Origin of the sequence: Bacillus cereus group sp. MYBK222-1, assembly GCF_051916425.1 — a bacterium.
Lineage (GTDB): Bacteria > Bacillota > Bacilli > Bacillales > Bacillaceae_G > Bacillus_A > Bacillus_A paranthracis.
Map to the genome: position 1 here is coordinate 171,030 of NZ_JBQAGP010000006.1, position 23,921 is coordinate 194,950.

Here is a 23,921-nt window from a genome sequence, read left to right on the forward strand (position 1 = left end):
ATTTTAGTTGGTATTTAAGTATTTTTCTATTTATGTATAATAAAGTTAGAATTCAAGATTTTGGGAGGAACAAGAGTGAAACAACAGGTGAAGAAACTTCTTTTAACAACAAGTGTAGCGTTATTGGTAGCTCCAATTTCAGCCTATGCGCATCCAGGACGTACAGATGCTAATGGGGGACATACGTGTCGTACAAATTGTGAAAAATGGGGATTGCAGTACGGGGAATATCATTATCACAATAAGCCAGCTTCTAGTAGTGGTGCAACAAGTCCAGCTCCTAGTCAAAATAATAATGGTGCTGTAGAAGCTGAAAGACAAGCAGAAGCACAGCGCAATGCTGAGGCTGAAAAACAACGTGCTGCAGAGGCGCAGCGTAAAGCTGAAGAAGAGAGACAACGTGTAGCGGAGGAACAAAGAAAAGCAGAGGCAGAGAGACAACGTGTAGCTGAAGAACAAAGAAAAGCGGAAGAAGCACGTAAGCAAGAGGAAGCACAACGTCAAGCTGATATGGAAAAAGGACAGCTTGAGGGACAAAAAAATGGAGAGATTGATTTTAAAGCAGGGAAAAATGATGCAGAATCACATTTAGCTGGAAAATCAGATACATATAAAGAAGCATTCAAAATTGCTTATGCTGCATCTTGGTCTTTAGAAGAGCAGAAGAAAACGAATTTTGAAAAAGGAAAAGAGCAAGGTTTAGCACAAGAGACGATGGAAGATAGTCAAATTGCTCCAGAGTTTAAGCCGAATTTTGCAGAAGGTTTCCAAGTAGGGAATAAAGAAAGAACAGAAAAAATTGAAAAAGAGCAAGCTGAACTAGGGGAAAAGGCAGGTAAGGAATTAGCCGGAAAGAACCCCGTAAATAGAGAGAAAGATGTGTACGTGAAGGCGTATGAAACAGCTTATGAAAAGGGTTATAAATCTACAAAAAAAGCAGTAGAAAAGGCTGGCTATAAGTATGCATTTGAAAACTATGATTTGAAAGTTCCTGCTAAATATGAAAAAAATGAATCGTTAAAGAAGTGGTTTATTGAAGGATTTAAATCAAATAAAAAAGCAGCAGAAATTAGAGAAGAAGGATATAAAAAAGGAGACAGTTGGCTTGCATTCTTCTATAAGAATTTTGTGCCAAGTGAATATAAAGAACATAAAAATCTGTACGAACAAGCGATAGAAAAAGGTAAGAATGCATAAAAAAGATGAGGGATTTCCCCTCATCTTTTTTAATCCATCCATTTCACTAACTTCTTAGAAATTAGTAATAAAACGCAGCCTAATACAATTGCTACAGCGCCAATTACTGTAAATACTTCAGCATATCCAAGTGAAGTTGTGAAGCTTGCAAGTTGTCCACCTAAAATGTTAGCGATTCCTGAGCTTGCTAACCATACTCCCATTAATAAAGAAGCAAGTTTTACTGGGGCAAGCGCACTAACCATTGATAGTCCAACAGGTGATAAGAATAGCTCACCTAACGTATGGAAAAGATACGTAAAGACGATAAATAGTAAGTTTGCTTTTTCTGTAATGTTATGTTCATCACTACCTGTTTTTAATGTAGCAATAACGAGAATGATATAACCGATACCGAGCAAGATCATACCAAGTCCCATTTTAGTTGGGATTTTTAAATCCCCGCGCTTGCGAGTTGCAAGTTTTGCCCATAATGCCGAAATAACTGGAGCAAGTAAAATAATAAATAATGGATTGACCGATTGGAACCAAGATGTTGGAACTTCCCATCCGAACACAGAGCGGTCTACAAATTTGTTTGTATATAATGTTAATGAACTACCAGCTTGTTCAAAGCCAGCCCAGAAGAAGACAACGAAGCATGTTAAAATGACGATAACTGCAGTACGTTGTTTTTCTTTTTTTGTTAAAGGTGTATCTCCTACTGATGGTTGTCCATCTGTTGTTTGTAAATCGCGAGTTGGTTTTTTACCGATATCACCAAGGAAGCGATTGGATAGTGTTGTAAATAAAATTTGTCCAATGATCATTCCGATTGAAGCGGCTAAGAATCCGTAACGGAATCCGTAATGTACAACGCCATCAACCGTTGTTTTGAATAAATTTTCTGATAAAAATCCGCAAACGAGTGGAGCTAAAAATGATCCGACATTAATACCCATGTAGAAAATGGTAAATGCACTATCACGTTTTGGATCGTTCTCTTCGTATAATTCCCCAACCAGTGTAGAGATGTTCGGTTTGAAGAATCCATTACCGATAATAATAAGCGCTAATCCGAGGTATAGGCCGACTTGGTTTTGTAAGGCAAATAGTGTAAGGTTACCGATTGCCATTGTTATACCACCAATTGTGATCGCTTTTCGTCTACCTAGAAAACGGTCTGTTAAGTATCCACCAATCATCGGTGTGAAATAACAGGCTCCAGTGTAAAATCCGTAAATAGAGAGTGCCCATCCAGGACTAAACCCAAGACCACCGCTTACTAAAGCTGTCGTTAAATATAATGTTAATAATCCTCGTAATCCATAGTAACTAAATCTTTCCCACATTTCTGTAAAGAAGAGTAAGTATAAACCTGGAGGATGTTTCTTTTTTCTTTGTTGTTCTCTTTCTAGTTGTATCGCTGATTCCATGTTATTTTCCTCCTGACACAAACAAAAACAAAGTTAATAATTTTGTACATTTAATATTTTACTTTATTAACTATTATAAGTCAATAAAGGTTGATTTTTCAGAAGAAATTGGAAAAGGGATATAGCTATAGAATGAGTGTTTCTTTTATGTTAGACTATGGACTATGTTTTCTTTGTAAAGAAGCGGTTTATTGCACTTTTTTATATGTGAAATTGATTTCATAAAAGATGAAATTAAAGAAGGAGAAAGAAATGAAATTGTTACAGAAAAAAGAAATTTTACTTATTAGTCTTATGTTATTCTCGATGTTCTTTGGAGCGGGGAATCTTATATTTCCACCTTTTCTTGGGTATGAAGCAGGAGAACATGTGTGGATTTCATTAGTAGGGTTTATTATATCAGCAACAGGTCTTCCGATATTGGGAGTTATTGCGATTGCAAAAGCAGGAAGTTTTCAAACGCTAGCGGGTAGAGTTCATTCTTCATTCGCCATTATTTTTCCGTGTATCGTGTATGTATTTATTGGACCAGGCCTTGGTATTCCGCGTGCAGGAAGTCTAGCTTTTGAAATGGGACCGGGTCAGCTATTTCCGGAAGCGGGTAGCGTAGTCTTATTATGTTACACAGTTATTTTCTTTAGTATTGTGTACTGGTTAAGTTTATCACCGTCTAAATTAATGGGGTTGTTCGGAAAAGTTTTAACACCGTTATTATTAGGTATGATTGCTCTTATCTTTATAAAAAGCATGTTTACATCAGTAGGTAGTGTGAAAGAGGCTGCTGGAAATTATGGACAAGCGCCTATGTTCCAAGGGTTTTTAGATGGATATTTAACGATGGATGCATTAGCAGCTTTAATTTTTGGGATTGTGATTGCAAATGCTCTTCGTGCAAAAGGTATTGAAGATGATAAAGGTTTAGCGAAATATATGAGTATTGCTGGAATTGGTGCAGGACTATTATTATCTATTATTTATGTCATACTTGGATATGTCGGTTCAATGAGTGGTTCATTGGGGACATTTGATAATGGCGCGCAAGTGTTAGCGCAAGTGATGACTACATTATTTGGGCAAGGCGGGGTCGTTTTATTAGGTCTTATTTTTACGATCGCGTGTTTATGTGTGTCAATCGGACTTGTTACATCTTGTAGTCAATTTTTCGCAAGTGCATTTCCGAAAGTAGCTTATAAAGTTTGGGCATTTATATTAAGTTTGGTTAGTATGATTTTAGCTAATTTAGGATTAACACAAATTTTAAAAGTATCAGTACCGATTCTTGGATTTATTTATCCAGTTGCATTAACGCTTATTATTTTAGGGCTATTCCATAAGTATATTGAGAAGTATGCATACGTATATACAGTAACTGTTGGAATTGTAGCGGTGTTTAGTGCAGTTGATATTTTCAATAAAAATGTGATGATGAATCAGTGGACATCAGTATTGAAATACATTCCGTTTTATATGGAAGGTGTTGGGTGGATTGTTCCAGCTATTATAGGTGCTTGTATTGGTGTTATCGTGAGTATTGTTATAAATAAGAATAAATAAGTAAAAGGTGTTTTCCAATTTCGGAAAACACCTTTCTTTTTTGGAAAAATAGTATTGAAAATGAATAGACTAAGAGTATGATAAAGGTAATTGGTAATATATAGGTTTTGAACGGATAAGGGGGAGCGTATGAAGGAGGATTTGAATAAGAAAATAGAAGCACTCGAAACGGCAATTGAAACGATTCAAGAAGCACTTTTTGAATTGAAAGCCAAACAAAGAGAAATAGAAGCAGAAAATGCTAAGCAACATGTTAGTAAGGAAAAGAAAGAATATATTGAAACGGTGACGGAAGAAAAACAAAAAGAAGAAGTAGTTACAATAAAAGAACCTGTGCAAGAACGTGAGGTAAAACAAGTGGATATATCTGCTTTTAAACGAGAACCATTTAATATTATTAAGTTTTGCCAAACGTGGTTACCGCGCATATTTGTCGGTATTATGTTGCTTGGAGTAATTTGGTTATTTAAAGCAGGGGTAGATGCGGGATTATTAACACCAGCAATACGAATTGTGTTTGGTATTGTCCTATCAATCGGTTTTTATTATATAGGGGATATTCAAATTAAACGCGAGCGGCAAGCGTTAGGGTTAGTATTAGCAGGAGGAAGTATTACGGGTATAGTTTTAACGACATTTGCGGCACATTATTTATATGGATTTATTCCAGCGAGTGTCGCGTTTCTATGTAATATCGCATGGGTCATTTTAGGTATTTATATAGCGAAGAGGTATCAATCGGAATATCTTACTATCTTTGTAGCGGTAGGAGCTTTCTTCGTGCCGTTCTTATTAAATAGTACAACTCCTAATCCGTATATTTTCTTTGGATATGAGACGATACTAACGCTCAGCTTATTATGGTATGCGTTGAAAAATCGTTATCAGTATTTATATATGATTTCTTATGTTGTTGCTGCTATTGTTCTTTTTGTCTTCTTTGCTGTTATGTCAATGTTAGTAGAGGATTTGCAAGTCCAGTTAACAGTAGTTTATGGTTTAATTCACTTACTATTATTTTGGCATATGTTTACAGAGAGAAGTTTTATAGTAGAGCCACGCTTGGCGATATTTAGTGCGAATGCAGTCTTTTTTATATTAGCTATTTCAAAAATACATGAATTTACAACATGGGGATTAATGATAAGTGCACTCGTACACGCTATTATGTTCGTGTTTGAATATAGGAAGGATAGACATTCTACATTTACAAATCTTTTATTTGGTTTCGCAATGGGGGCATTTAGTTTAGCGATTTTATATGAGTATAGTTTAGTGAATGCAGCGATTGTACTATTATTACAAGGTTTCCTCGGTATGTTTACTTCTATTAAAGGAAAACAACAGATAAAATTGTATGTTAGTGCGACGGTTTACGCAATTGGAATGGTACAGACTATTTTTAGCCCGTTTGATCAATTTATTTCGGCAGGCTTTGTTGCTCATCTTATTTTAATAGGAACGTTCTATTATTGCATGAGACAAGCGAAAGAAGTATTAGCGAGCTTTGGCAAGTATATGTATTCTATAGCACTCTATTGGTTTATGGTGATTGTATTTATTACAATTACTAGAATCGGTGAAGTTTTGTCCACAGATGGAAGCATAATAAGTGTATCTGTATCGTTATTATGGATGGTGTATGCATTATTTGCAGTTTGGCTTGGCCGGAATAAAAATATGAATGAAATATTATATGCCGGCTTAGTCGTGTTAGTCGTAACGATAGGAAAGCTATTCCTTCTAGACTTACCAGAAGTTTCAATGATGATTAGGGCAGTGTTATTCTTAATCGTAGGAAGTATAGGCATCGTTATTTCAAGAATGTTTTTCTCAAAAGAAGAGAAATGAGAAGAAGGCAATCCATATCCGGATTGCCTTTTTCATTATTTCTTATTAATCGTTACAGTCTCACTATATTTCGCTGTTGTATTTTGACGTAGACGAAGTGTTGCTTGTCCAGTCGTATTTGGATCGATTTGTACGTTCACAATTTTTTCAGCAGAACCTAAGCTGTTTGTTGTGAAAGAAAATGCACTACTATATCCGAAAGTAGATGGCCAAGTGCCGTTTGTATTTTGAACTTTTGCTACTTGTGTACCGCCAGTAGTGAATATACCTAAAGAATAATTATTGTATGTTGTGTTTGGTAATAAGTTATTTACTTGAATTTTGATTTGGAACACTTCATTGTTTGGTAGAGTGCTAGGGTGTGTAACTACGTAGTCATTTGCTGTTACTGCACCGTTATAGCCATATGAACCAGGTTTAAAAGTATTTGTATTAAACCATTGATAACCTGCATTTGGCGCACTCCAAGGTTCAGGTTGTGGCTCAGTTGATAAGCTTGGTTGTTCAAATGTTTGTAAAGTGGTAGGTAAATCAAGTTGTAAACCATTTACTTGGTCTAAACTTGTAAATGTCTCTTTTTTCGATAGCCAATTTACGATATTTTCTAGTAAAATCGCATCGTTTTCTTCTTTATATCCATCGTAAGTTTTCTTTGTTTGGCCAGAGTCTTCACGAACGTATTTTGGCGTAGCATCTTCAACAGGAGAAGAGTCTCCAATAAAGGCAGCTTTTCCAAGCCCTACTTTTGCGATAGCAGCATAAGGACCTTCTGCAACACCACCGCCGTTATACACACCGCTATCAACAGCGTTATTCCATTTTGCTGGATTTTCTGGAAGATAAACAAGTCCTTTTGCTAGTTTTGGATTTGTAATTGCTAAAGTAGAACCAGCATGCATTGCTACAGATGAAACCCCTTCTGTAATTCCGAATGATTGTTCAGGTGATACAATATTTTTAGCGGAAACATCACCGATTGCATTATAGCGGAAGCGAATACCGAAGTTGTCAGATAGCCAATCAGAGCTTTCTACTCCTTGCATAGCTTGTGAATTGGCTTCTTCGTTAGACATTCCTTTTGCTGGATTATCCCAAGCACCGCGTCTATATCCGTTAAATACTTCAGAAGAGTCCCAACGATTTTTATTACGATCTGCATTATAATGATCGGCAATGAAGAAGATACTACCGCCATTTTTCACGTATTGTAACATAGCATCTTGTTCAGATTTTTTGTAAGGAATATTTGCTTCTGGAACGATAAACACATTGTAGTCTTTTAAATCTTCGTATGTAATCGGTGTTGATTTACGTAGTTCTTTTACATGATAGCCGTTTTGGGCAATGCCGTTTCCGAAATCAGAAAAGCCACCATCGATAACCCAGTCAGCAGTCCCGGCAGTTTGACCGTGTGTATTATCGAATAATACTTTTTTCCCATTGTTTTGATTTACAACTTTTGCAGCAATTTCAGGAGCTGGGTCTACAGAGCTTTCTGCATAAATAGACGGTATGAACGAAGTCCCTATACTTAGTGTAATTGCTGTTGCTAAAGAAAATGTAATCCACTTTTTATTCTTCATAGAAGAATCCCCCTAATAATAAATATATGTGCTTTAATAATGTAATTTATTTTTCTGTAAAAATAAAGACGGAAAACATAAAAAATATTAAAAATTTGTAAAAATACCGTGAAATTTGTTGAGAAATATTTATATAGGCATAAAAATATCCCTTCCAAGTAATAAGGAAGGGATGTTTTGCTTAACTAATTTTTGAATTAGGTGTTTCATCAACTTTATGAAAACCTTTCATGTAATACACGACAGCTAAACCGATAAGCCAAATTGGTCCAACAATTAATGCAATCCTTGTATCTTCTGAATACGCCATTATACATAATACGAGTGCAAGGAAAGCAAGTGAGAAATATGAACTTAATGGGTATAAAGGCATTTTATACGATAACTTTTGTTTGTTTTGCGTCGGCAAACTTTTACGGAACTTAATTTGAGCGACTAATATAATACCCCAAGTCCAAATTGCCCCGAAAGTTGAAATACTAGTGAGCCATGTAAATACTTTTGCGGGCACAAGATAGTTTAATATAACACCAACGAGTAAAACGATTGCTGTTGCTACAATTCCTTGGCTTGGAATGCCATTTTTATTTAAACGACCGAATCTTTCCGGAGCTTTTTTCTGTTGAGCTAATGTATACAGCATGCGGCCTGTACTAAATAAACCACCATTACAAGAAGAAAGAGCTGCTGTTAATACGACGAAGTTAATAATTCCTGCTGCTTTTGCGATACCGATTTGTTGGAATGTTAATACAAATGGACTTCCTTTCTCACCAAGTTCGTTCCATGGATAAATTGCCATCATAACGAATAGAGCCCCAACGTAGAACAGTAATATTCTCCAAAATACGTTATCGATTGCTTTTGCGAGTGTTTTTTTCGGGTTTTGCGCTTCACCCGCTGTAACGCCGATTAATTCAACGCCTAAATAAGCGAATAGCACCATTTGCATGGAGAGGAGTAACCCAGAAAAACCATTTGGGAACCAGCCACCATGTGACCAAAGGTTTGAAATGCCAGTAGCGATACCACCGTTTCCAAAGCCAAATAAAATAATACCAGCCCCAACTACTATCATACAGATAATTGTGACAATTTTAATGAGAGCAAACCAAAATTCAAGTTCTCCAAATACTTTTACAGATAAAAAGTTGAAAGCACTCATTAATAATAGAGCGAGTAAAGCCCAAGTCCAGCGCGGAATATCTGGGAACCAGTACTGCATGTAAATGCCAGCAGCCGTAATTTCAGCCATGCAAGTAACAACCCATAAGAACCAGTAGTTCCAACCGGTAATATAGCCAGCTAGTGGTCCAAGATAATCATATGCATATTTACTAAAAGAGCCAGCAACAGGTTGTTCAATTGCCATTTCTCCGAGTGCTCGCATAATGAAAAAAATAACGAGTCCAGCAATCATATAGCCTAGTAAAATAGAAGGACCAGCTAGTTTAATAGCAGAAGCAGATCCTAAAAATAGTCCAACGCCAATAGCTGAACCGAGTGACATTAAAGTAATATGTCGTTCTTTTAAACCTCGGTTTAAAGTTCCAGATTTGTTTGTGTGCTGCATAAGAAGAATCCCCCTTGTAGAGTGAACGATATTTGAATGCGTTTACTAAATATTTAACTATTTCAAATTATAAAACATTTCCATCTGTTATGCTACAAAAATAATCATTATTAACTGTACTACATCTGTACTTGTCAGACTTAAACTTAAAATTCGAACTATTAGCGAATATATTGACTCTTCTTTTTATTGATTGTTAAGATTAAGTATTATATTTTCTCACATACTAGTAAGAAAAGAATGTGTGATAATAATTCAGATGTAGGAAGGGTACATAACCATGTTTCAATTACAAAAATATAACACTTCTGTGAAGCAAGAGCTTTTAGCTGGCATCACAACTTTTTTTACATTTGCGTATATTCTTGTCATCAATCCGAAAATATTATCTGATGCAGGTGTACCATTTGATCAAGCTTTTACGGCAACTATTATTGCGACTGTTGTAGGGACGCTATGTATGGCGTTTTTAGCTAACTATCCAATTGTTATTGCTCCAGCTATGGGAATGAATGCGTATTTTGCTTATTCTGTCGTTCAACAGGCAGAGGGGATTACATATGTCATTGCGTTTTCAGCAGTATTTGTAACAGGTATCATTTTTCTTTTATTATCTTTCACTTCATTTAGGCAAAAGCTTATTGTCGCAATTCCTGATAGTTTAAAACATGCAATTGCAGGTGGAATTGGGTTATTTATTGCTTTTATTGGATTACGTCTATCTGGAATTATCGTTGATCATCCATCTAACTTAGTTACGATTGGTGATTTCCATTCTCCAGCCGTTATTTTAACTTTAATTGGTTTGATTTTAGCGGCGGTATTAATGACATTGCGTGTGAGCGGTGCATTATTTATTAGTATGATTGTGACAGGAATTATCGCCTTCTTTACAGGGCAGCTGAAGTTTACGGATAAAATTGTTGCGATGCCTCATTTACCAGAGGGGATTATCGTTTCAAATCCAATTAACGCCTTTTCAGATGTAATTGAATACGGATTATATGGCGTTGTATTTTCATTTTTACTTGTACTGTTATTTGATACAACAGGAGCATTACTCGGTTTAATTAAACAAGCAGGTTTAATTACAGATAATACAGAGAAACGTTTTGGTAAAGCATTTATTGCGGATGCAATTGGCGGTACTACAGGTTCTATCTTTGGGACAAGCCCAACAGCAGCGACGATTGAATCTTCAGCTGGTATTGCTGCAGGTGGTAAAACAGGATTAACAGGTATTGTAGTAGTTGGCCTAACGATTATAACAGCATTCTTCAGCCCTGTTATTGCTTCTTTATCAAGTGTAGCCGCTATTACAGCTCCTTCATTAATTATTGTAGGTAGTTTAATGGCACAAAGTATTCGTGATATTAATTGGAATGAATTTGAAGATGCATTACCAGCATTTTTAATTTTCGTTGGTATTCCGTTAACGTCTAGTATTGCGAATGGAATTGCAATTGGATTTTTAGTGTATCCAGTCTTAAAAATTGTGAAAGGGAAAGGGATGGAGGTACATCCGTTACTCTACTTATTTACAATTTTATTTGGATGTCATTTATTCTTATAATATAGGAGAGGGGGCTTCTTATGAGGGGCTCCTTTTTTGTGTATAATAAAGTGAAACTATAATCAGTCACGCAAAATATAAATTACTTAATGGAATATATATGTTACAATATGGATGGAGGGGGAACATGAATGGCTGTAAGTAAAATAAAAGTCGCGCGTGTTCAGTTAGATTTAACACAGCAACAATTAGCAGAAAAAGTAGGCGTTACAAGGCAAACGATTAGTTTAATTGAGAAGGGCAAATACAATCCGTCTTTAGATTTATGTTTGAAAATTTGTTATGCAGTGGATAAAACTTTGAATGATTTGTTTTGGGAGGAAAAGGAGTGATTCGATGAAAATTGTGAAAGATGAACGTTTAATGATTGAGGGGTTAAAACATATTAGATTAGTTTTCATCTTACAAAATATTTTCATACTAGGTATTGTTTTTTATCGCTACGTTTTGCAAGATGCAGGATATGAAAGTGTTTCGGATTTATTAATGGTATTTATGGGTGGGATTGTAGTTATTAACTTTTTAAATCTGAAAAATTCAGTGGAAGTGTATGAGCATACAGGGGGAGTATCACGCAGCTATTTTATGAAACTATTATTCATTCCGGTAAGTATTATTATTGGGATTTTAGCTATTTGTATCGTTGTAACACCAGATATTTCGATAAAGGAAATTAGTATGACAGGACTTATTATGTTTGCTTGTTTTTTAGTTCCTAGTCTGTTTATATACATATATATGAAAAAGATAAAAAGTGAAGATTGAAATATAAGAAAAGCTTTCCCGTATTGCGGAAAGCTTTTCTTATATTCTTTTATACAGTACTTTATGAAGGCCAATTGGTTCAATTTCAAAGATTTCACCATGTTCTTGGAAGCCTAAGCGCTTGTAATAGTCAGCTACAGTAATTCGGCCATTACACCATAGCATATTTGCTTGACGCTCTTGTAAGATTTGTTCTGCTTTCTGAATTAAGGAGCTTCCAGCGTGGTTGTTTCGAAACTCAGGCAATGTGGCCATTCCTCGTAGACGATAATGCATACCTGCTTGTAAGTCGGGATGCATTTCCTTTGAGAAAGAAGCGATACTAATAAGTTGATCGTTTATAAATGCGCCTAAGTGAAAGGTATCTGTTTCATAGTCAGAAGGGTATTTACAATCTGCTAATGTTTGATTCGGGCGCAAAATTTTTTGACGTAATACGTAAGTTTCAGATCCATCAATATTTTTCACGGTAATCATATTAACACCCTTTCTTATAAGGCTTTTTCTGTTAATTGTATAAAGAAATAGGCAGGTGCGGCGAAAAGTCCGAGTATACTAGCGGTTCCGAGAAGGAGTGAAAGTAAGAGGCAAGAGTATTTTATTCCATTTGATCTTTTCCATCCGTAACTACAAATTTCAATACTAACACCGATGAGAATAATGGCAACGAGTATTTCTGCTAATAATAAGAGAGCTAAAGTTATAATAGACATAATGTAATCCATCCTCATAATATGTGATAGTAACATTTTACCATATGGAATGGAAAAAAATGCCCCTTAATTATGTAAGGGGCATTTTTCTATTCTAATATGCTTTTTAGTGTATCGATATGTTCCTTTGAGCCTGTTACAAGTAATGTGTCACCGTGTTGTAGTCTTGTATCACCATGCGGGATTAATGCTTTATTCCCACGATAAATTTGAATGACTAGTACATCACCTAGAAACGGAAGGCGACGAAGTGCAACGCCGTTATATTTATTGCTTCGTAGTTCAACTTCACGGACTGTTTCGTTTGCTGTTGTAATTAAGCGAACGAGACTCGGTTTATCAATTAATGCACGTAATAGAATACGTGTAGAGTTAATGGTTGAGAATACGGCGATATGTTCTTGTGTTGCTTTTTCCTGTAGAAGCGGATCTTCTACACTTGCAATAACATGTTCAACACCTAGTTCTTTTGCATGTTCTGCTAATAGTAAGTTTTGTTCATCATCACTTGTTGCAACAACAACGCGGTCTGCATGAAATGCTGTTTGTTCGGTTAATGATGCAATTGTGATGTCATCTAATTTCACAATAGGGAAGTCGTGCGATTTCGCTTCCTCATCATTTATTTTATTTTGACGCATCATATATAGTGTTACGTCATAATCTTCTCGTTTTAAATCAAGTGATAACGGAAGGGTAATTCTGCTCGCACCAATAATTGAAACTTTTGGTTTTGGTGTTTCCACTTTTGGGAACATCTTTTTAAATAATATAGGTGCGAAAATACAAGTAATAACTGCGCTTAAAATAAGGGAAGCAGATAAACTTGGACTGATGATCCCTAGCTTTTCACCAATTTGTGCAGCTGCAATAACTAAAGAAAGTGTCGATGTTAATAAGATGGCACTCCCCAGTACGATATTACGTGGATACCATTTTCGTAAAACGAGTGATGGTAACAGTTTTGAGATAAAGAGTCCTACAATTAGAATTGGAATCATTAGCATACTAGAAGGCTCTTTAAAAATAGACCAAACCTCTAAATTTACACCAACCATTACGAAGAAAATAGGAATGAAGAAACCGTATCCGATAGAATCCAGTTTTTCAACCATATCTTCATTTGGTGATAATAATGATACGAGTACACCTGCTAAGAAGGCGCCTAAAATATTTTCAGCTCCAACGGATTCAGATAACCCAACTAATATTAAGATGAGTGCAAAAACAGCTCGTGTATCAATTTGTACACTCCCAGCTTTTAAGCTATCTAAGTATGGAATGTTTTTAAAACGTTTTGCAACGAAGTAAATAACAATACCAGCGCCGAATAGAAGAAGAAGAAGCCACATGCTTTGGCCGCTTTCGGAATTTAATCCGACGAATACAGCGAGTAAAATCATTGTAACTAAATCCGCAATAACAGCGACTAATAAAATGATTTGCCCAATTGCTGTTTTTCCTAAGTTATTCTCTTTTAATGTTGGTACGACAACACCTAAAGAGATTGTTGAAATGATTAAAGTCATAAACATTGCATTATCTACAAATCCTAACCATACGAATAGTAATGATAGGGCATAAGATAAGATGAAAATAAATAAGAAGATAACACTTGCTGCTTGGAATGTGTTTGGTTCGTTTGTCGTATTCTTTTTCCCTTTTTGTTTAAAGATAGAAAAATCAATTTCTAAACCGCTTAAAAACATAAGAAAGATAAATCCTAGTGTCGATAAGACTTGAAGCCACATATCTGGCTCAATAATATTAAACCCACTTTTACCTACAAAGATTCCTGCGATGATTTCTGCAACAACGACAGGAAGTGCTTTTAATTTAAAGCGTTGTAACAAAAGGGGAACGAAAAACGCGATTGCAACGACAACCATAAGTGATAGAACAGAAGTGTGATGTTCCATTGCGTTCTCTCCCTTCAAATAAATATAGTACTTATTTAGCCATATAATAGGTAGAAAAGCAACGCATATGGATTCGATTTCATAAAGAAAGAGTTTTCTTAACATTTGTCATAATAAGTATATTTTTCATGATTCTGTTGTTAATTCCGTAATGTGGATGTAATAGGGGAGGGAATAAAAAAAGACTGCTGAGGAATCTCAGCAGTCTTTTTCATGTACATTACATTGAGAAGAAGATCCATACAGTTAAACCAACTGTTGCAGTTGCAACGAAGAAACTGTAAATCATAGTAAGAACTTGAACTCTTCCTTCTCCTTCTTTTAAATGCATGAACATAATTAATTGTAACAACGCTTGCGCAACAGCCATTATGATAATGGTAGTTAAGATCGTTGATAGTGGCAGGTTTGTATAAAGTGCCACGTATAACGCTAGAAACGTTAGTGCAAGCGATAAAATAAATCCGAAAACGTGTGACCAAGGGAATCCGCTATGCGCATGCCCGTTTGCTTGATTGTTATTTTGACCCATTTACGCCACCATCCCGTTCAAGTAAACTAGTGTGTAAATAAAGACCCAAACTAAATCAAGGAAATGCCAGTATAAGCTGATAATGAATACTTTACGAGCTGTAACTGGTGTTAAACCTCGTTTTAAAATTTGGATAATAACACAAATTGCCCAAATGATACCGCCTGTTACGTGGGCTCCATGTGTTCCAAGAAGAACGAAGAATCCAGATAGGAAAGCACTTGTTTGAATTGTTGCGCCTTCACCAATATACATAATGAACTCTTCAATCTCGAAGAATAGGAAGCCTGCACCTAAAAGTAATGTAAGGACGAACCATCCAAGCATTGCTTTTTGGTTGTGCTTACGCATTTCGTGAATCACGATACCACATGTGAAACTACTTGTTAAAAGTAGTAATGTTTGAATTAAAAGCGTTTTAAGTTCAAACAGTTGTGCTGGTGTTGGGCCATCTGCCGTACGACCAGCAAGTACTAGATAAGAGGCGAAAAGTGTTGCGAACAGCATAATTTCAGCCCCAAGAAAAATCCAGAATCCTAGGATATTCAATCTGCTTTGTTCGGATTGATATTCCAAAGGTAAGCTTTTATCTAAAGCCGCCATATCATTTCACCTCTCATGCTACATGTTCTGATTTTTTAATTTCATCAACACTAATATAGTAACCTTCATCGTAATCGAATGAACGATAGATTAAGCAAGCTAAAATACCAATGCCGCCGATTGCTGCAAGCCAGAACCAGCTAAATACTAATGCGAAACCTGCAAGACCGAAGAATCCAGACGCAATAATAGGCACACCAGAGTTACTTGGCATGTGAATTGGTTTGATGTCTTCTGCTGCTGGTGTAACTGTTTCTCCGCGTTTTTTCATGTACCAGAAAGCATCAGCTTCTTTGATTTCAGGAAGTTTTGCGAAGTTGTAATGTTGTACAGGAGATTGAGTTGCCCATTCAAGTGTACGGCCGTCCCATGGATCTCCAGTTGTGTCACGTTCACCGTGACGAGCACTCCAAATTACGTTGTAGCAAAGAAGTAGGAAGCCGATACCCATCATTACCGCACCAACAGATGCGATTTGGTTTAGCCATCCCCATCCAAGACTTTCAGAGTAAGTGTACATACGACGAGTCATACCGTCTAAACCTAAGAAGTACATTGGGAAGAAACAGATGTTGAATCCGCTCATAAAGATCCAGAATGTCCATTTACCTAGGCGTTCATTTAACATATGACCAGTCATTTTTGGATACCAGAATGTGAATCCAGCAAGCATAGCGAATACTGTACCTGCGATTAATACGTAGTGGAAGTGAGCGATTAGGAAGTAGCTGTTATGGTACTGATAATCAGCTGCTGCCATACCAAGCATAACCCCTGTAACCCCACCGACTACGAAGTTTGGAATAAATGCCAATGACCAAAGCATTGGAACTGTAAAACGAATACGTCCTTTATACAGTGTAAACAACCAGTTAAAGATCTTAACCCCGGTTGGAATCGAAATCGCCATTGTCGAAATCGAGAAGAATGAGTTAACCGCTGGACCTGCACCCATCGTGAAGAAGTGGTGAAGCCATACGACGAAACTTAGTAAAGAAATTGCAACCATTGAGTATACCATCGCACTGTAACCGAATAGACGTTTACGTGAGAATGTACTAATGATTTCAGAGAAAATACCGAATGCCGGTAAAATAACGATATATACTTCAGGGTGACCCCATACCCAGAATAGGTTGGCCCATAACATTGGCATACCGCCGCTCGCCATCGTAAAGAAGTGAGCATCGAATAGACGGTCAAATGTCATTAATGCAAGAGCAACTGTTAATACTGGGAAAGCGAAAATAATGATAATCGTTGTAATTAAGATTGACCAAGTAAACATTGGCATTCTCATTAAAGTCATACCAGGTGTACGCATTTTTAAGATAGTAACAAGGAAGTTAATACCTGTCATTAACGTACCGAGACCTGAAATCTGTAATGCAATTGCGTAGTAGTTATTTCCTACACCAGAAGTAAACTCTGTACCTGCCATTGGGAAGTAAGAAGTCCACCCAGCGTCTGGAGAACCACCGATTACGAAAGCGATGTTGAATAACATTGCTCCGACAAAGAATAACCAGAAACTTAAAGCATTTAAGAACGGATATGCAACGTCACGAGCACCAATTTGTAATGGTACTACAAGGTTCATTAATCCCATAACGAATGGCATCGCCATGAAAAGAATCATAACTGTACCATGTGTTGTGAAGATTCCGTTATAGTGTTCAGCGTTTAAATAAGTTGTTTCAGGGAATGTTAACTGTGCACGGATCATTAAACCGTCCATACCACCACGGAATAACATAATAACCGCAGAGATAATATACATGGCCCCAATCTTTTTATGGTCAACAGTTGTTAACCATTCGTCCCAAAGCCATTTCCATTTTTTATACTTAGTTAGTACGAAAATGATTGCTAATGTCACAAGAACGATAGAAGCGTCTGCACCGTAAATAATCGGGTCACCTGTGACAAAGAATTCATCAAGCTTCACTGTGTTCACTCCAATCTGTTGGAATTATAGCTATTATTTTTTGTTTTTGTAGTAGTTGTAATCACAATATTCAAGTGATTTTGGATCTACATAACTTAAGTGATGGCTAGAGAATGTCATACGACCAACTACACCAGGTTTAACAATTTCGTTGTACTTATCTTCTGTTAGTTTAGGAGCAGTTTGTTGTACTTCTTTAACCCACTTGTCATATTTCTCTTTAGTTTTTGCTTCAACTTCGAACTCCATGTGAGTAAATCCTTCACCAGAGAAGTTCGCGCTACGACCTAGGTAAGAACCTGGTTTGTCAGCTTGTAAATAAAGGTCCATAATCATGCCATCCATTGTGTACTTCATACCACCAAGTTCTGGTACCCAGAAAGCATTCATTGGGCCGACAGAAGTCAGTTTGAATTGAATTGGTACACCAGCTGGGATGTTTAAATAGTTAACGGTTTCAATTTTTTCCTCTGGGTAACTGAATAACCATTTCCAGTTTGCAGATGTAACATAAATCTCCACTGGTTTAATATGTTTGGACTCTTTCGGAACCTCTTCCGAAGCATAAGTTGCTTTTACTGTTGGAATCGATAATGCGATAACGATAATAACAGGAACAAGCGTCCAAATGATTTCTAATAATGTGTTACCGTGTTGTTCAGGTGGCTCATAGTCCATATTCTCTGGTTTTTCACGATAACGAATCAAGATGACTGTAAACAAGATGAATACAATTGCGATAATTAATGACATAAGCAAGAATGACCAAACAATTAAATCATACTGTGCTTTTGCAACAGGTCCTTGCGGATTTAATACTGCGAGTTTTTTATCACAGCCACCGAGGAACAGAAGTAATGATAACGGAAGAAGCGAAGCCAACTTCCAAAACGCTTTCTTTAGTTGCACGATTGAAAATCTCCTTTCTCCTTGGATTGAAACTATGCCAATAAAACAATATAAACCTATTAATTTATAGAAGGCAATAGTTTTTGAGATATTGTTAAAAAATAGACACAAATGCACACTTTTTAAGGTGAATATCATTTGTAACTTGATTACATTGTAAACTATTTTCCAGAGAAAAATGCGATTGTGAAAATTTTAAGATAAATAAAGTTATACCAGGATACCCAAGAAATAGAAAAAAGCTATCTTATCATAAGAAAGATAGCTGAATATTTCGTATATTTAGTTTATTTCTTGTGAAATAGTCTGTTGTTGTTCAAATGTGACAATTTTTTTATATTTCACTTGATATAAAATGTAACAAATGACCATAAATGGAATGCCGCAATAAAGAGCGATTCTCTGATCTGGAATGAAAGCTAAACTAACAAATGTAATAAAATTGAGTGAGAACGCTACGATTGGAACGAGCGGATAAAGTGGTGTGCGATATTTTAAATCATTTATGTCACCACCGTTTTTCACGAAGTTTCTACGGAAGAAAAACTGTGAAGCCGCAATTGACATCCAAACGACAACAGCAGCCATTGCTGCGATAGATGTTAAAACTAAAAAGACAGTATCTGCTGCAAATACACTTGTTAATAGGGATAGACTTGCAAAGATTAGACTGAAAATCAATGCGTTTAGTGGTACACCTTTTTTAGTTAATTTCGTAAATGCTGGACTTGCCATTCCTTGTTTTGCCATCGCCCAAAGCATACGCGAATTTGCGTATAGACCAGAATTGGCTACGGATAATACAGCTGTAATAATAACAAAGTTCATAATGTCTGCTGCATATGGAACACCAGCTACATCAAATACAAGTACAAATGGACTTTCGACTAGATTAGCCTCTTGCCACGGGAGTAAACCTACAACAACTGATATTGCTAGGACGAAGAAGAATAGTGTGCGCCAAATGGTATTTTTGATTGCTTTAGGAATTGTTTTTTCAGGATTTTCACTTTCTCCTGAAGCAATTCCGATTAATTCTGTTCCTTGGAAGGAGTAATTTACTGTAATCATTGTAAGAAGAACAGCTAATGCACCATTTGGAAATAGGCCGCCATTTTCAGTGAAATTGTGAAGCATTGGAGCTGGTTTTCCGTTAAAGTCTAGTAGACCGAACATAACTGCACCACCGAGTACGATGAAAACAACAATAGTTGCGACTTTTACACTTGCGAACCAAAATTCTGCTTCTGCATATGCTTTTGCTGATAAAGCGTTTACAAGAAAGAGTGCTGCCGCAAATGTAACACACCAAATCCACGAAGAAACGTCTGGAAACCATCGTTTCATTAAAATACTTACAGTTGTTAACTCTACTCCAACTGTAACAGCCCAATTTAACCAATACATCCAACCGACAACAAAACCAAAACCAGGTGAAATAAATTTGCTTGCATAGCTTTGGAATGAACCTGCTTCTGGCATAGCTACGGATAATTCACCAAGACATAACATCGTTAAATACATAACAAATCCACCGACTAAAAATGCAAGAATAGCACCACCAGGGCCGGCGTTATGGACGATTTGACCAGATCCCATAAATAGGCCAGTTCCGATAACACCACCAAGTGCAATCATAAATAGGTGTCTACTTTTCATTGTACGTTTTAAATCTGTTTGTTCTACTTGTTGATTCATATGCCCCTCACCCCGTTATTTTCTTATATGTGTTAACTGGTTTTCATTCTGAGTTTTTAATCATTAGTGGGGGATGTGACACATACTCAGTTTATTTGCTATGAAATGAATGAAGTATGTAAAAAAACGAACTATGACTAAATACTCTAAGAATGTGTTTATTAACAAGGTGATATCTTCACCATGTTAATAATTTTGATTTTAGCAAAATGTTGCTAAAAAGTATATTGTTTTTTCTTTTTATTAAAAATAATTAGAATTTTATAACGGTGTAGTTATGAACAATAATTCACAGAATCTTTCTAGCAAACTAGCAAGAAGAAAGGTACAATGGTAAGAGGTATGTCTGTAAAATAATAATTGATGGAGTTTTGTTTAAAATGAAAAAGTTAAAATATCTTTTTGTTTTTGGAATTATATTTGCTGCAGCGTTTTTTATAGGGAAAGATAAGATTATACAAAAGGCACAAGTGCTACGCTTAGATTTTCTATCTGAAATGAAAGAAGCGGCTATGATTGAAAATGTTCCGTTTATAAAGCAGTTACCAGAATTACCTCGTGGATGTGAGGTGACAAGCTTAGCTATGTTGCTACAATATAAAGGTGTGCAAGTAGATAAGATGCAACTTGCTAGTGAAATTCATCGAGTTCCATTTGAACAAAATGGTTTGCGTGGAAATCCGTATGAGGGATTTGTTGGAAATATTTATACGAAAGCTGAACCAGGATATGGTGTATACAATAAACCAATCTTTAATTTAGCAGAAAAATACGTTTCTGAAAAAGTAATTAATTTAACAGATAGAGATGTGAAAGATCTATATAAGGTAATTAGTTCTGGTTCTCCAGTATGGGTTATTATTAATACAACATTTAAGCCGCTAGCTGAAAGCAGTTTTGAAACATGGAATACAAGTTCTGGTGAAGTGAAAATTACATATTTTGAGCATAGTGTAGTAGTTGTTGGATACGATCAAAACTTTGTATATGTAAATGATCCTCTAAAAAATAATCCACGTTTTGCTGTTCCACGAGCAGAGTTTGAGAAAGCGTGGGAGCAAATGGGGAAACAAGCGATTACTATTTTATAATAATGAAAAAGCCATCTTTTTGATGGCTTTTTATTTTTAAATAATTATAATAGAAAATTCAGAAGATTCTTTTAAAAGTTAACAATTCACGTTATAATAACATTTAACTTGGTGAAGAAGGGGAGAAGAGAAATGGATGTAGCGAAGGAACTAGTTGTATCGAAAAATCAATTGATTGAGTGGAGAAGACATTTTCATAAGTATCCAGAGTTATCTTTTCAAGAAGAGAAAACATCGCAGTTTGTGTTTGACATACTTCGGAAAATTCCACATTTAGAAGTATCAAGACCTACTAAATATAGTGTAATGGCAAGATTAATTGGTAAGCAGCCTGGTAAAACCATTGCGGTTCGTGCTGACATGGATGCTCTTCCTATTCATGAAGAAAATGAGTTTGACTTTATTTCTACATATCCGGGTGTAATGCATGCATGTGGCCATGATGGACATATAGCGATATTACTTGGAGTTGTACATAAGTTAGTAGAAGCAAGAGAGAAAATTAAAGGGGAGATTCGTTTTCTATTCCAACATGCTGAAGAAAACTTTCCTGGCGGTGCAGAGGAAATGGTTGCAGCGGGTGTAATGGAAGGGGTCGATTATATTATTGGTGCTCACCTTTGGGCATCGTTAGAGGTTGGAAAAGTAGGTGTAATTTATGGTCCTGCAATGGCTGCCCCAGATGTTTTTAAAATTATAATAGAAGGAAAAGGTGGACATGCTGGAATCCCTCATGAAACAGTTGATAGTATTGCAATTGGTACACAAGTGGTTTCGCAACTTCAGCAAATTGTCTCTCGCCTCACGAATCCGTTAGATTCTCTTGTAGTATCTGTTACGCAATTTCACGCTGGGACAACTCATAATGTGATTCCAGAACAAGCGGAGATTGAAGGGACAGTGCGGAGTTTAAGACATGAGTTGCGAGAAGAAACAGAGAAAAGAATTGAACAGATTGTAAAGCATGTGACGGAAGCTTATGGAGCGAAATATACCTTTTCTTATGAATATGGATATCGTCCAGTAGTAAATGATTATGAAGTGACAGAGATTATTGAGCAAACAGCATTACAGCTTTATGGAAGAGAGCGAGTTACTCGTTTACAGTCCACGATGGCTGGAGAAGATTTTTCAGCGTTTTTACAAAAAGCACCAGGGACATTCTTTTTTATCGGAGCAGGAAATAAAGAGAAAGGAATTATATATCCTCACCATCATCCTCGTTTTACGATTGATGAAGATGCATTACCAATTGGCGTGCAAGTCTTTGTATCATCGATTATGAATTTCATAAGTAAAGGAGAATGAGATGAAGAAAATACACGTATTAGCGCTTATTCCAGTTTTTTGTTTAGTTGTTGGCCCCGTATTTGCTAATTCAGTTACTCCTTACATATTAGGGATGCCATTTTTATTATTTTGGATATTATTATCAGTGCTTATTACATCTCTTTGTATGGGGATTGTATACGTATTTGATCCTGCTAATAAGGGGGATGTAAAATGACCGCATTACTTATCATTATTTTATTTTTGTTTCTCGCACTATTTTTGGGAATTCGGGCGCAACATGGAAAAGATATGAATTTAGAGCAATGGTCAGTTGGAGGAAGAGGCTTTGGTACTATTTTTGTTTTTCTTCTTATGGCAGGTGAAATTTATACGACATTCACATTTTTAGGTGGAAGTGGATGGGCGTATAGTAAAGGAGCACCTACTTTTTATATTTTAGGTTATGGTGCGTTAGCTTATATTTTATCTTATTTTTTATTACCACCAGTTTGGAAGTATGCAAAAGAGCATAATCTAGTTTCGCAGCCAGATTTTTTTGTGAAGAAATATAAGAGTCAGGCACTTGGCCTTATCGTTTCTATCATTGGGGTTATTTCGATTATCCCATACCTTGTTTTACAGTTAAAAGGATTAGGAATTATCGTTTCGGAAGCGTCTTACGGAAGGGTATCACCAGTTATCGCAGTGTGGATTGGCGCAATTGTTATAACAATATATGTAATGGTTTCAGGTATACACGGCTCTGCTTGGACGGCCGCTTTGAAGGATATTATGATCCTGTTTATCGTTATGTTTTTAGGTATATATTTACCGTACCATTATTACGGAGGATTTCAGCCGATGTTTGAAGCTGTAGAAGCAGCAAAACCAGGATTTTTATCTTTACCTGATGAAGGAATGAGCATTTCTTGGTTTGTTTCTACTATTGTATTAACAGCTCTCGGTTTCTATATGTGGCCCCATACATTTGCCTCTGCTTTCTCTGCAAAAAATGAAAAAGTATTTCGTAAAAATGCGGCCATTATGCCACTGTACTCTTTAGTTTTACTTTTCGTGTTCTTTGCAGGGTTCGCAGCTATCTTGCAAGTTCCTGGATTAAAGGGAGGGGATGTAGACCTTTCGTTATTCCGTCTGGCTCTTCAAACTTTTGATCCTTGGTTTATTGGGGTTATTGGTAGTGCTGGAGTTTTAACGGCATTAGTTCCAGGTTCTATGCTTGTCATGGCCGCTTCTACATTATTAGCGAAAAATATTTACCGAACAATGGTCCCATCTGCCTCGGATCGACAAGTGGCAAAAGTAGCGAAATTATTTGTTCCTGTAGTAACGCTTGTAGCTGTTTTGTTTACTTTTAAAGGTGGAGAAACGATAGGGGCACTTCTTTTAATGGGATATAGTATAGTGACACAACTTTTCCCGGCACTTGTATGTAGTTTGTTTCCACGTCAGGTTATTACGAAGCAAGGAGCAATTGCAGGGATGGGGATTGGGTTGTTAGTGGTTGCGTATATTACTTTATCTGGTTCAACTATAGCTACGATGTTTCCGGGTTTCCCTCAATATATAAAAGATTTAAATGTAGGTATAGTTGCGTTATTAATAAATATGATTGTGATGTTTATCGTTAGCGGATTCACTAAAAATGTATCTATAAAGAAAGACAATATAATAGTAGAAAAGTAATTCGTATGCTAGAGCTATCTT

21 protein-coding genes are annotated in these 23,921 nt (G+C 36.2%); 10 read left to right on the forward strand and 11 right to left on the reverse strand.

Annotated features, from left to right (window positions below; all coding sequences use genetic code 11):
• The first annotated feature begins 75 nt into the window (after positions 1-75).
• The gene (locus tag ACTFR9_RS22295) at positions 76-1,197 is read left to right on the forward strand and encodes a YHYH domain-containing protein (RefSeq protein WP_193635836.1); all 1,122 of its coding nucleotides are present in this window, start codon (positions 76-78) and stop codon (positions 1,195-1,197) included.
• 29 nt (positions 1,198-1,226) lie between these two features.
• Here ACTFR9_RS22295 and ACTFR9_RS22300 read toward each other — a convergent pair whose 3' ends face one another.
• Entirely contained in the window at positions 1,227-2,612 is a 1,386-nt protein-coding gene (locus ACTFR9_RS22300) for a peptide MFS transporter (RefSeq protein WP_000443153.1), read from the reverse strand.
• 252 nt (positions 2,613-2,864) lie between these two features.
• On the opposite strand from ACTFR9_RS22300, the gene brnQ1 reads away from it, so the two are divergent.
• Together brnQ1 and ACTFR9_RS22310 are read left to right on the forward strand one after the other, a co-directional pair.
• On the forward strand, positions 2,865-4,166 hold the full coding sequence (gene brnQ1, locus ACTFR9_RS22305) for a branched-chain amino acid transport system II carrier protein BrnQ1 (protein WP_000771679.1): 1,302 nt from the start codon (positions 2,865-2,867) through the stop codon (positions 4,164-4,166).
• A 129-nt stretch (positions 4,167-4,295) separates the two neighbouring features.
• Positions 4,296-6,017 (forward strand): DUF2339 domain-containing protein, encoded by a 1,722-nt coding sequence (locus ACTFR9_RS22310; RefSeq protein ID WP_076855564.1) that lies wholly within the window; start codon positions 4,296-4,298, stop codon positions 6,015-6,017.
• Positions 6,018-6,052: 35 nt separating this feature from the next.
• On the opposite strand, the gene ACTFR9_RS22315 is transcribed toward ACTFR9_RS22310, so the two are convergent.
• Positions 6,053-7,600, reverse strand: coding sequence for a DUF2194 domain-containing protein (locus ACTFR9_RS22315; protein WP_229136717.1), 1,548 nt, complete (start codon positions 7,598-7,600; stop codon positions 6,053-6,055).
• A gap of 181 nt (positions 7,601-7,781) precedes the next feature.
• A complete protein-coding gene (locus ACTFR9_RS22320) occupies positions 7,782-9,173 on the reverse strand; it encodes an amino acid permease (RefSeq protein WP_229136718.1) in 1,392 nt (463 codons plus the stop codon).
• A 280-nt stretch (positions 9,174-9,453) separates the two neighbouring features.
• On the opposite strand from ACTFR9_RS22320, the gene ACTFR9_RS22325 reads away from it, so the two are divergent.
• The 3 genes from ACTFR9_RS22325 to ACTFR9_RS22335 all read left to right on the forward strand — a co-directional run bounded on the left by ACTFR9_RS22325 (position 9,454) and on the right by ACTFR9_RS22335 (position 11,511).
• Positions 9,454-10,746 carry an NCS2 family permease gene (locus ACTFR9_RS22325; protein WP_000487209.1) on the forward strand — a complete coding sequence of 431 codons (1,293 nt, stop codon included), beginning with the start codon at positions 9,454-9,456 and terminating at the stop codon, positions 10,744-10,746.
• 131 nt (positions 10,747-10,877) lie between these two features.
• Entirely contained in the window at positions 10,878-11,078 is a 201-nt protein-coding gene (locus ACTFR9_RS22330; protein WP_000301182.1) for a helix-turn-helix transcriptional regulator, read from the forward strand.
• A 4-nt stretch (positions 11,079-11,082) separates the two neighbouring features.
• On the forward strand, positions 11,083-11,511 hold the full coding sequence (locus ACTFR9_RS22335; RefSeq protein WP_061185403.1) for a hypothetical protein: 429 nt from the start codon (positions 11,083-11,085) through the stop codon (positions 11,509-11,511).
• Between the two features lie 39 nt (positions 11,512-11,550).
• On the opposite strand, the gene ACTFR9_RS22340 is transcribed toward ACTFR9_RS22335, so the two are convergent.
• The 8 genes from ACTFR9_RS22340 to ACTFR9_RS22375 form a co-directional block, all read right to left on the reverse strand.
• The gene (locus ACTFR9_RS22340; RefSeq protein ID WP_000633748.1) at positions 11,551-11,988 is read right to left on the reverse strand and encodes a GNAT family N-acetyltransferase; all 438 of its coding nucleotides are present in this window, start codon (positions 11,986-11,988) and stop codon (positions 11,551-11,553) included.
• Between the two features lie 14 nt (positions 11,989-12,002).
• A complete protein-coding gene (locus tag ACTFR9_RS22345) occupies positions 12,003-12,260 on the reverse strand; it encodes a DUF4022 family protein (RefSeq protein ID WP_001996702.1) in 258 nt (85 codons plus the stop codon).
• 53 nt (positions 12,261-12,313) lie between these two features.
• Positions 12,314-14,143 carry a monovalent cation:proton antiporter family protein gene (locus ACTFR9_RS22350; RefSeq protein WP_000399995.1) on the reverse strand — a complete coding sequence of 610 codons (1,830 nt, stop codon included), beginning with the start codon at positions 14,141-14,143 and terminating at the stop codon, positions 12,314-12,316.
• A 220-nt stretch (positions 14,144-14,363) separates the two neighbouring features.
• Positions 14,364-14,675, reverse strand: coding sequence for a cytochrome aa3 quinol oxidase subunit IV (qoxD, locus tag ACTFR9_RS22355; RefSeq protein WP_000531380.1), 312 nt, complete (start codon positions 14,673-14,675; stop codon positions 14,364-14,366).
• Positions 14,676-15,278 (reverse strand): cytochrome aa3 quinol oxidase subunit III, encoded by a 603-nt coding sequence (gene qoxC, locus ACTFR9_RS22360; RefSeq protein ID WP_000729317.1) that lies wholly within the window; start codon positions 15,276-15,278, stop codon positions 14,676-14,678.
• Positions 15,279-15,291: 13 nt separating this feature from the next.
• Complete coding sequence (qoxB, locus tag ACTFR9_RS22365) at positions 15,292-17,226, reverse strand: cytochrome aa3 quinol oxidase subunit I (protein ID WP_000762372.1); 1,935 nt, start codon at positions 17,224-17,226, stop codon at positions 15,292-15,294.
• Between the two features lie 33 nt (positions 17,227-17,259).
• Positions 17,260-18,135: a cytochrome aa3 quinol oxidase subunit II gene (locus ACTFR9_RS22370; protein ID WP_001176167.1), complete on the reverse strand. Its 876-nt coding sequence runs from the start codon at positions 18,133-18,135 to the stop codon at positions 17,260-17,262.
• A 282-nt stretch (positions 18,136-18,417) separates the two neighbouring features.
• Positions 18,418-19,833 carry an amino acid permease gene (locus ACTFR9_RS22375; protein WP_001076078.1) on the reverse strand — a complete coding sequence of 472 codons (1,416 nt, stop codon included), beginning with the start codon at positions 19,831-19,833 and terminating at the stop codon, positions 18,418-18,420.
• Positions 19,834-20,213: 380 nt separating this feature from the next.
• On the opposite strand from ACTFR9_RS22375, the gene ACTFR9_RS22380 reads away from it, so the two are divergent.
• From ACTFR9_RS22380 to ACTFR9_RS22395, 4 genes are all read left to right on the forward strand, one after another.
• Complete coding sequence (locus tag ACTFR9_RS22380; protein WP_000734470.1) at positions 20,214-20,924, forward strand: C39 family peptidase; 711 nt, start codon at positions 20,214-20,216, stop codon at positions 20,922-20,924.
• A gap of 132 nt (positions 20,925-21,056) precedes the next feature.
• The gene (locus tag ACTFR9_RS22385; RefSeq protein ID WP_440049020.1) at positions 21,057-22,232 is read left to right on the forward strand and encodes an amidohydrolase; all 1,176 of its coding nucleotides are present in this window, start codon (positions 21,057-21,059) and stop codon (positions 22,230-22,232) included.
• Position 22,233: 1 nt separating this feature from the next.
• The gene (locus tag ACTFR9_RS22390) at positions 22,234-22,431 is read left to right on the forward strand and encodes a DUF3311 domain-containing protein (RefSeq protein ID WP_000719858.1); all 198 of its coding nucleotides are present in this window, start codon (positions 22,234-22,236) and stop codon (positions 22,429-22,431) included.
• The gene (locus ACTFR9_RS22395) at positions 22,428-23,900 is read left to right on the forward strand and encodes a sodium:solute symporter family protein (RefSeq protein ID WP_073541545.1); all 1,473 of its coding nucleotides are present in this window, start codon (positions 22,428-22,430) and stop codon (positions 23,898-23,900) included. The genes ACTFR9_RS22390 and ACTFR9_RS22395 overlap by 4 nt, the downstream gene beginning before the upstream one ends.
• Positions 23,901-23,921: the final 21 nt, after the last annotated feature.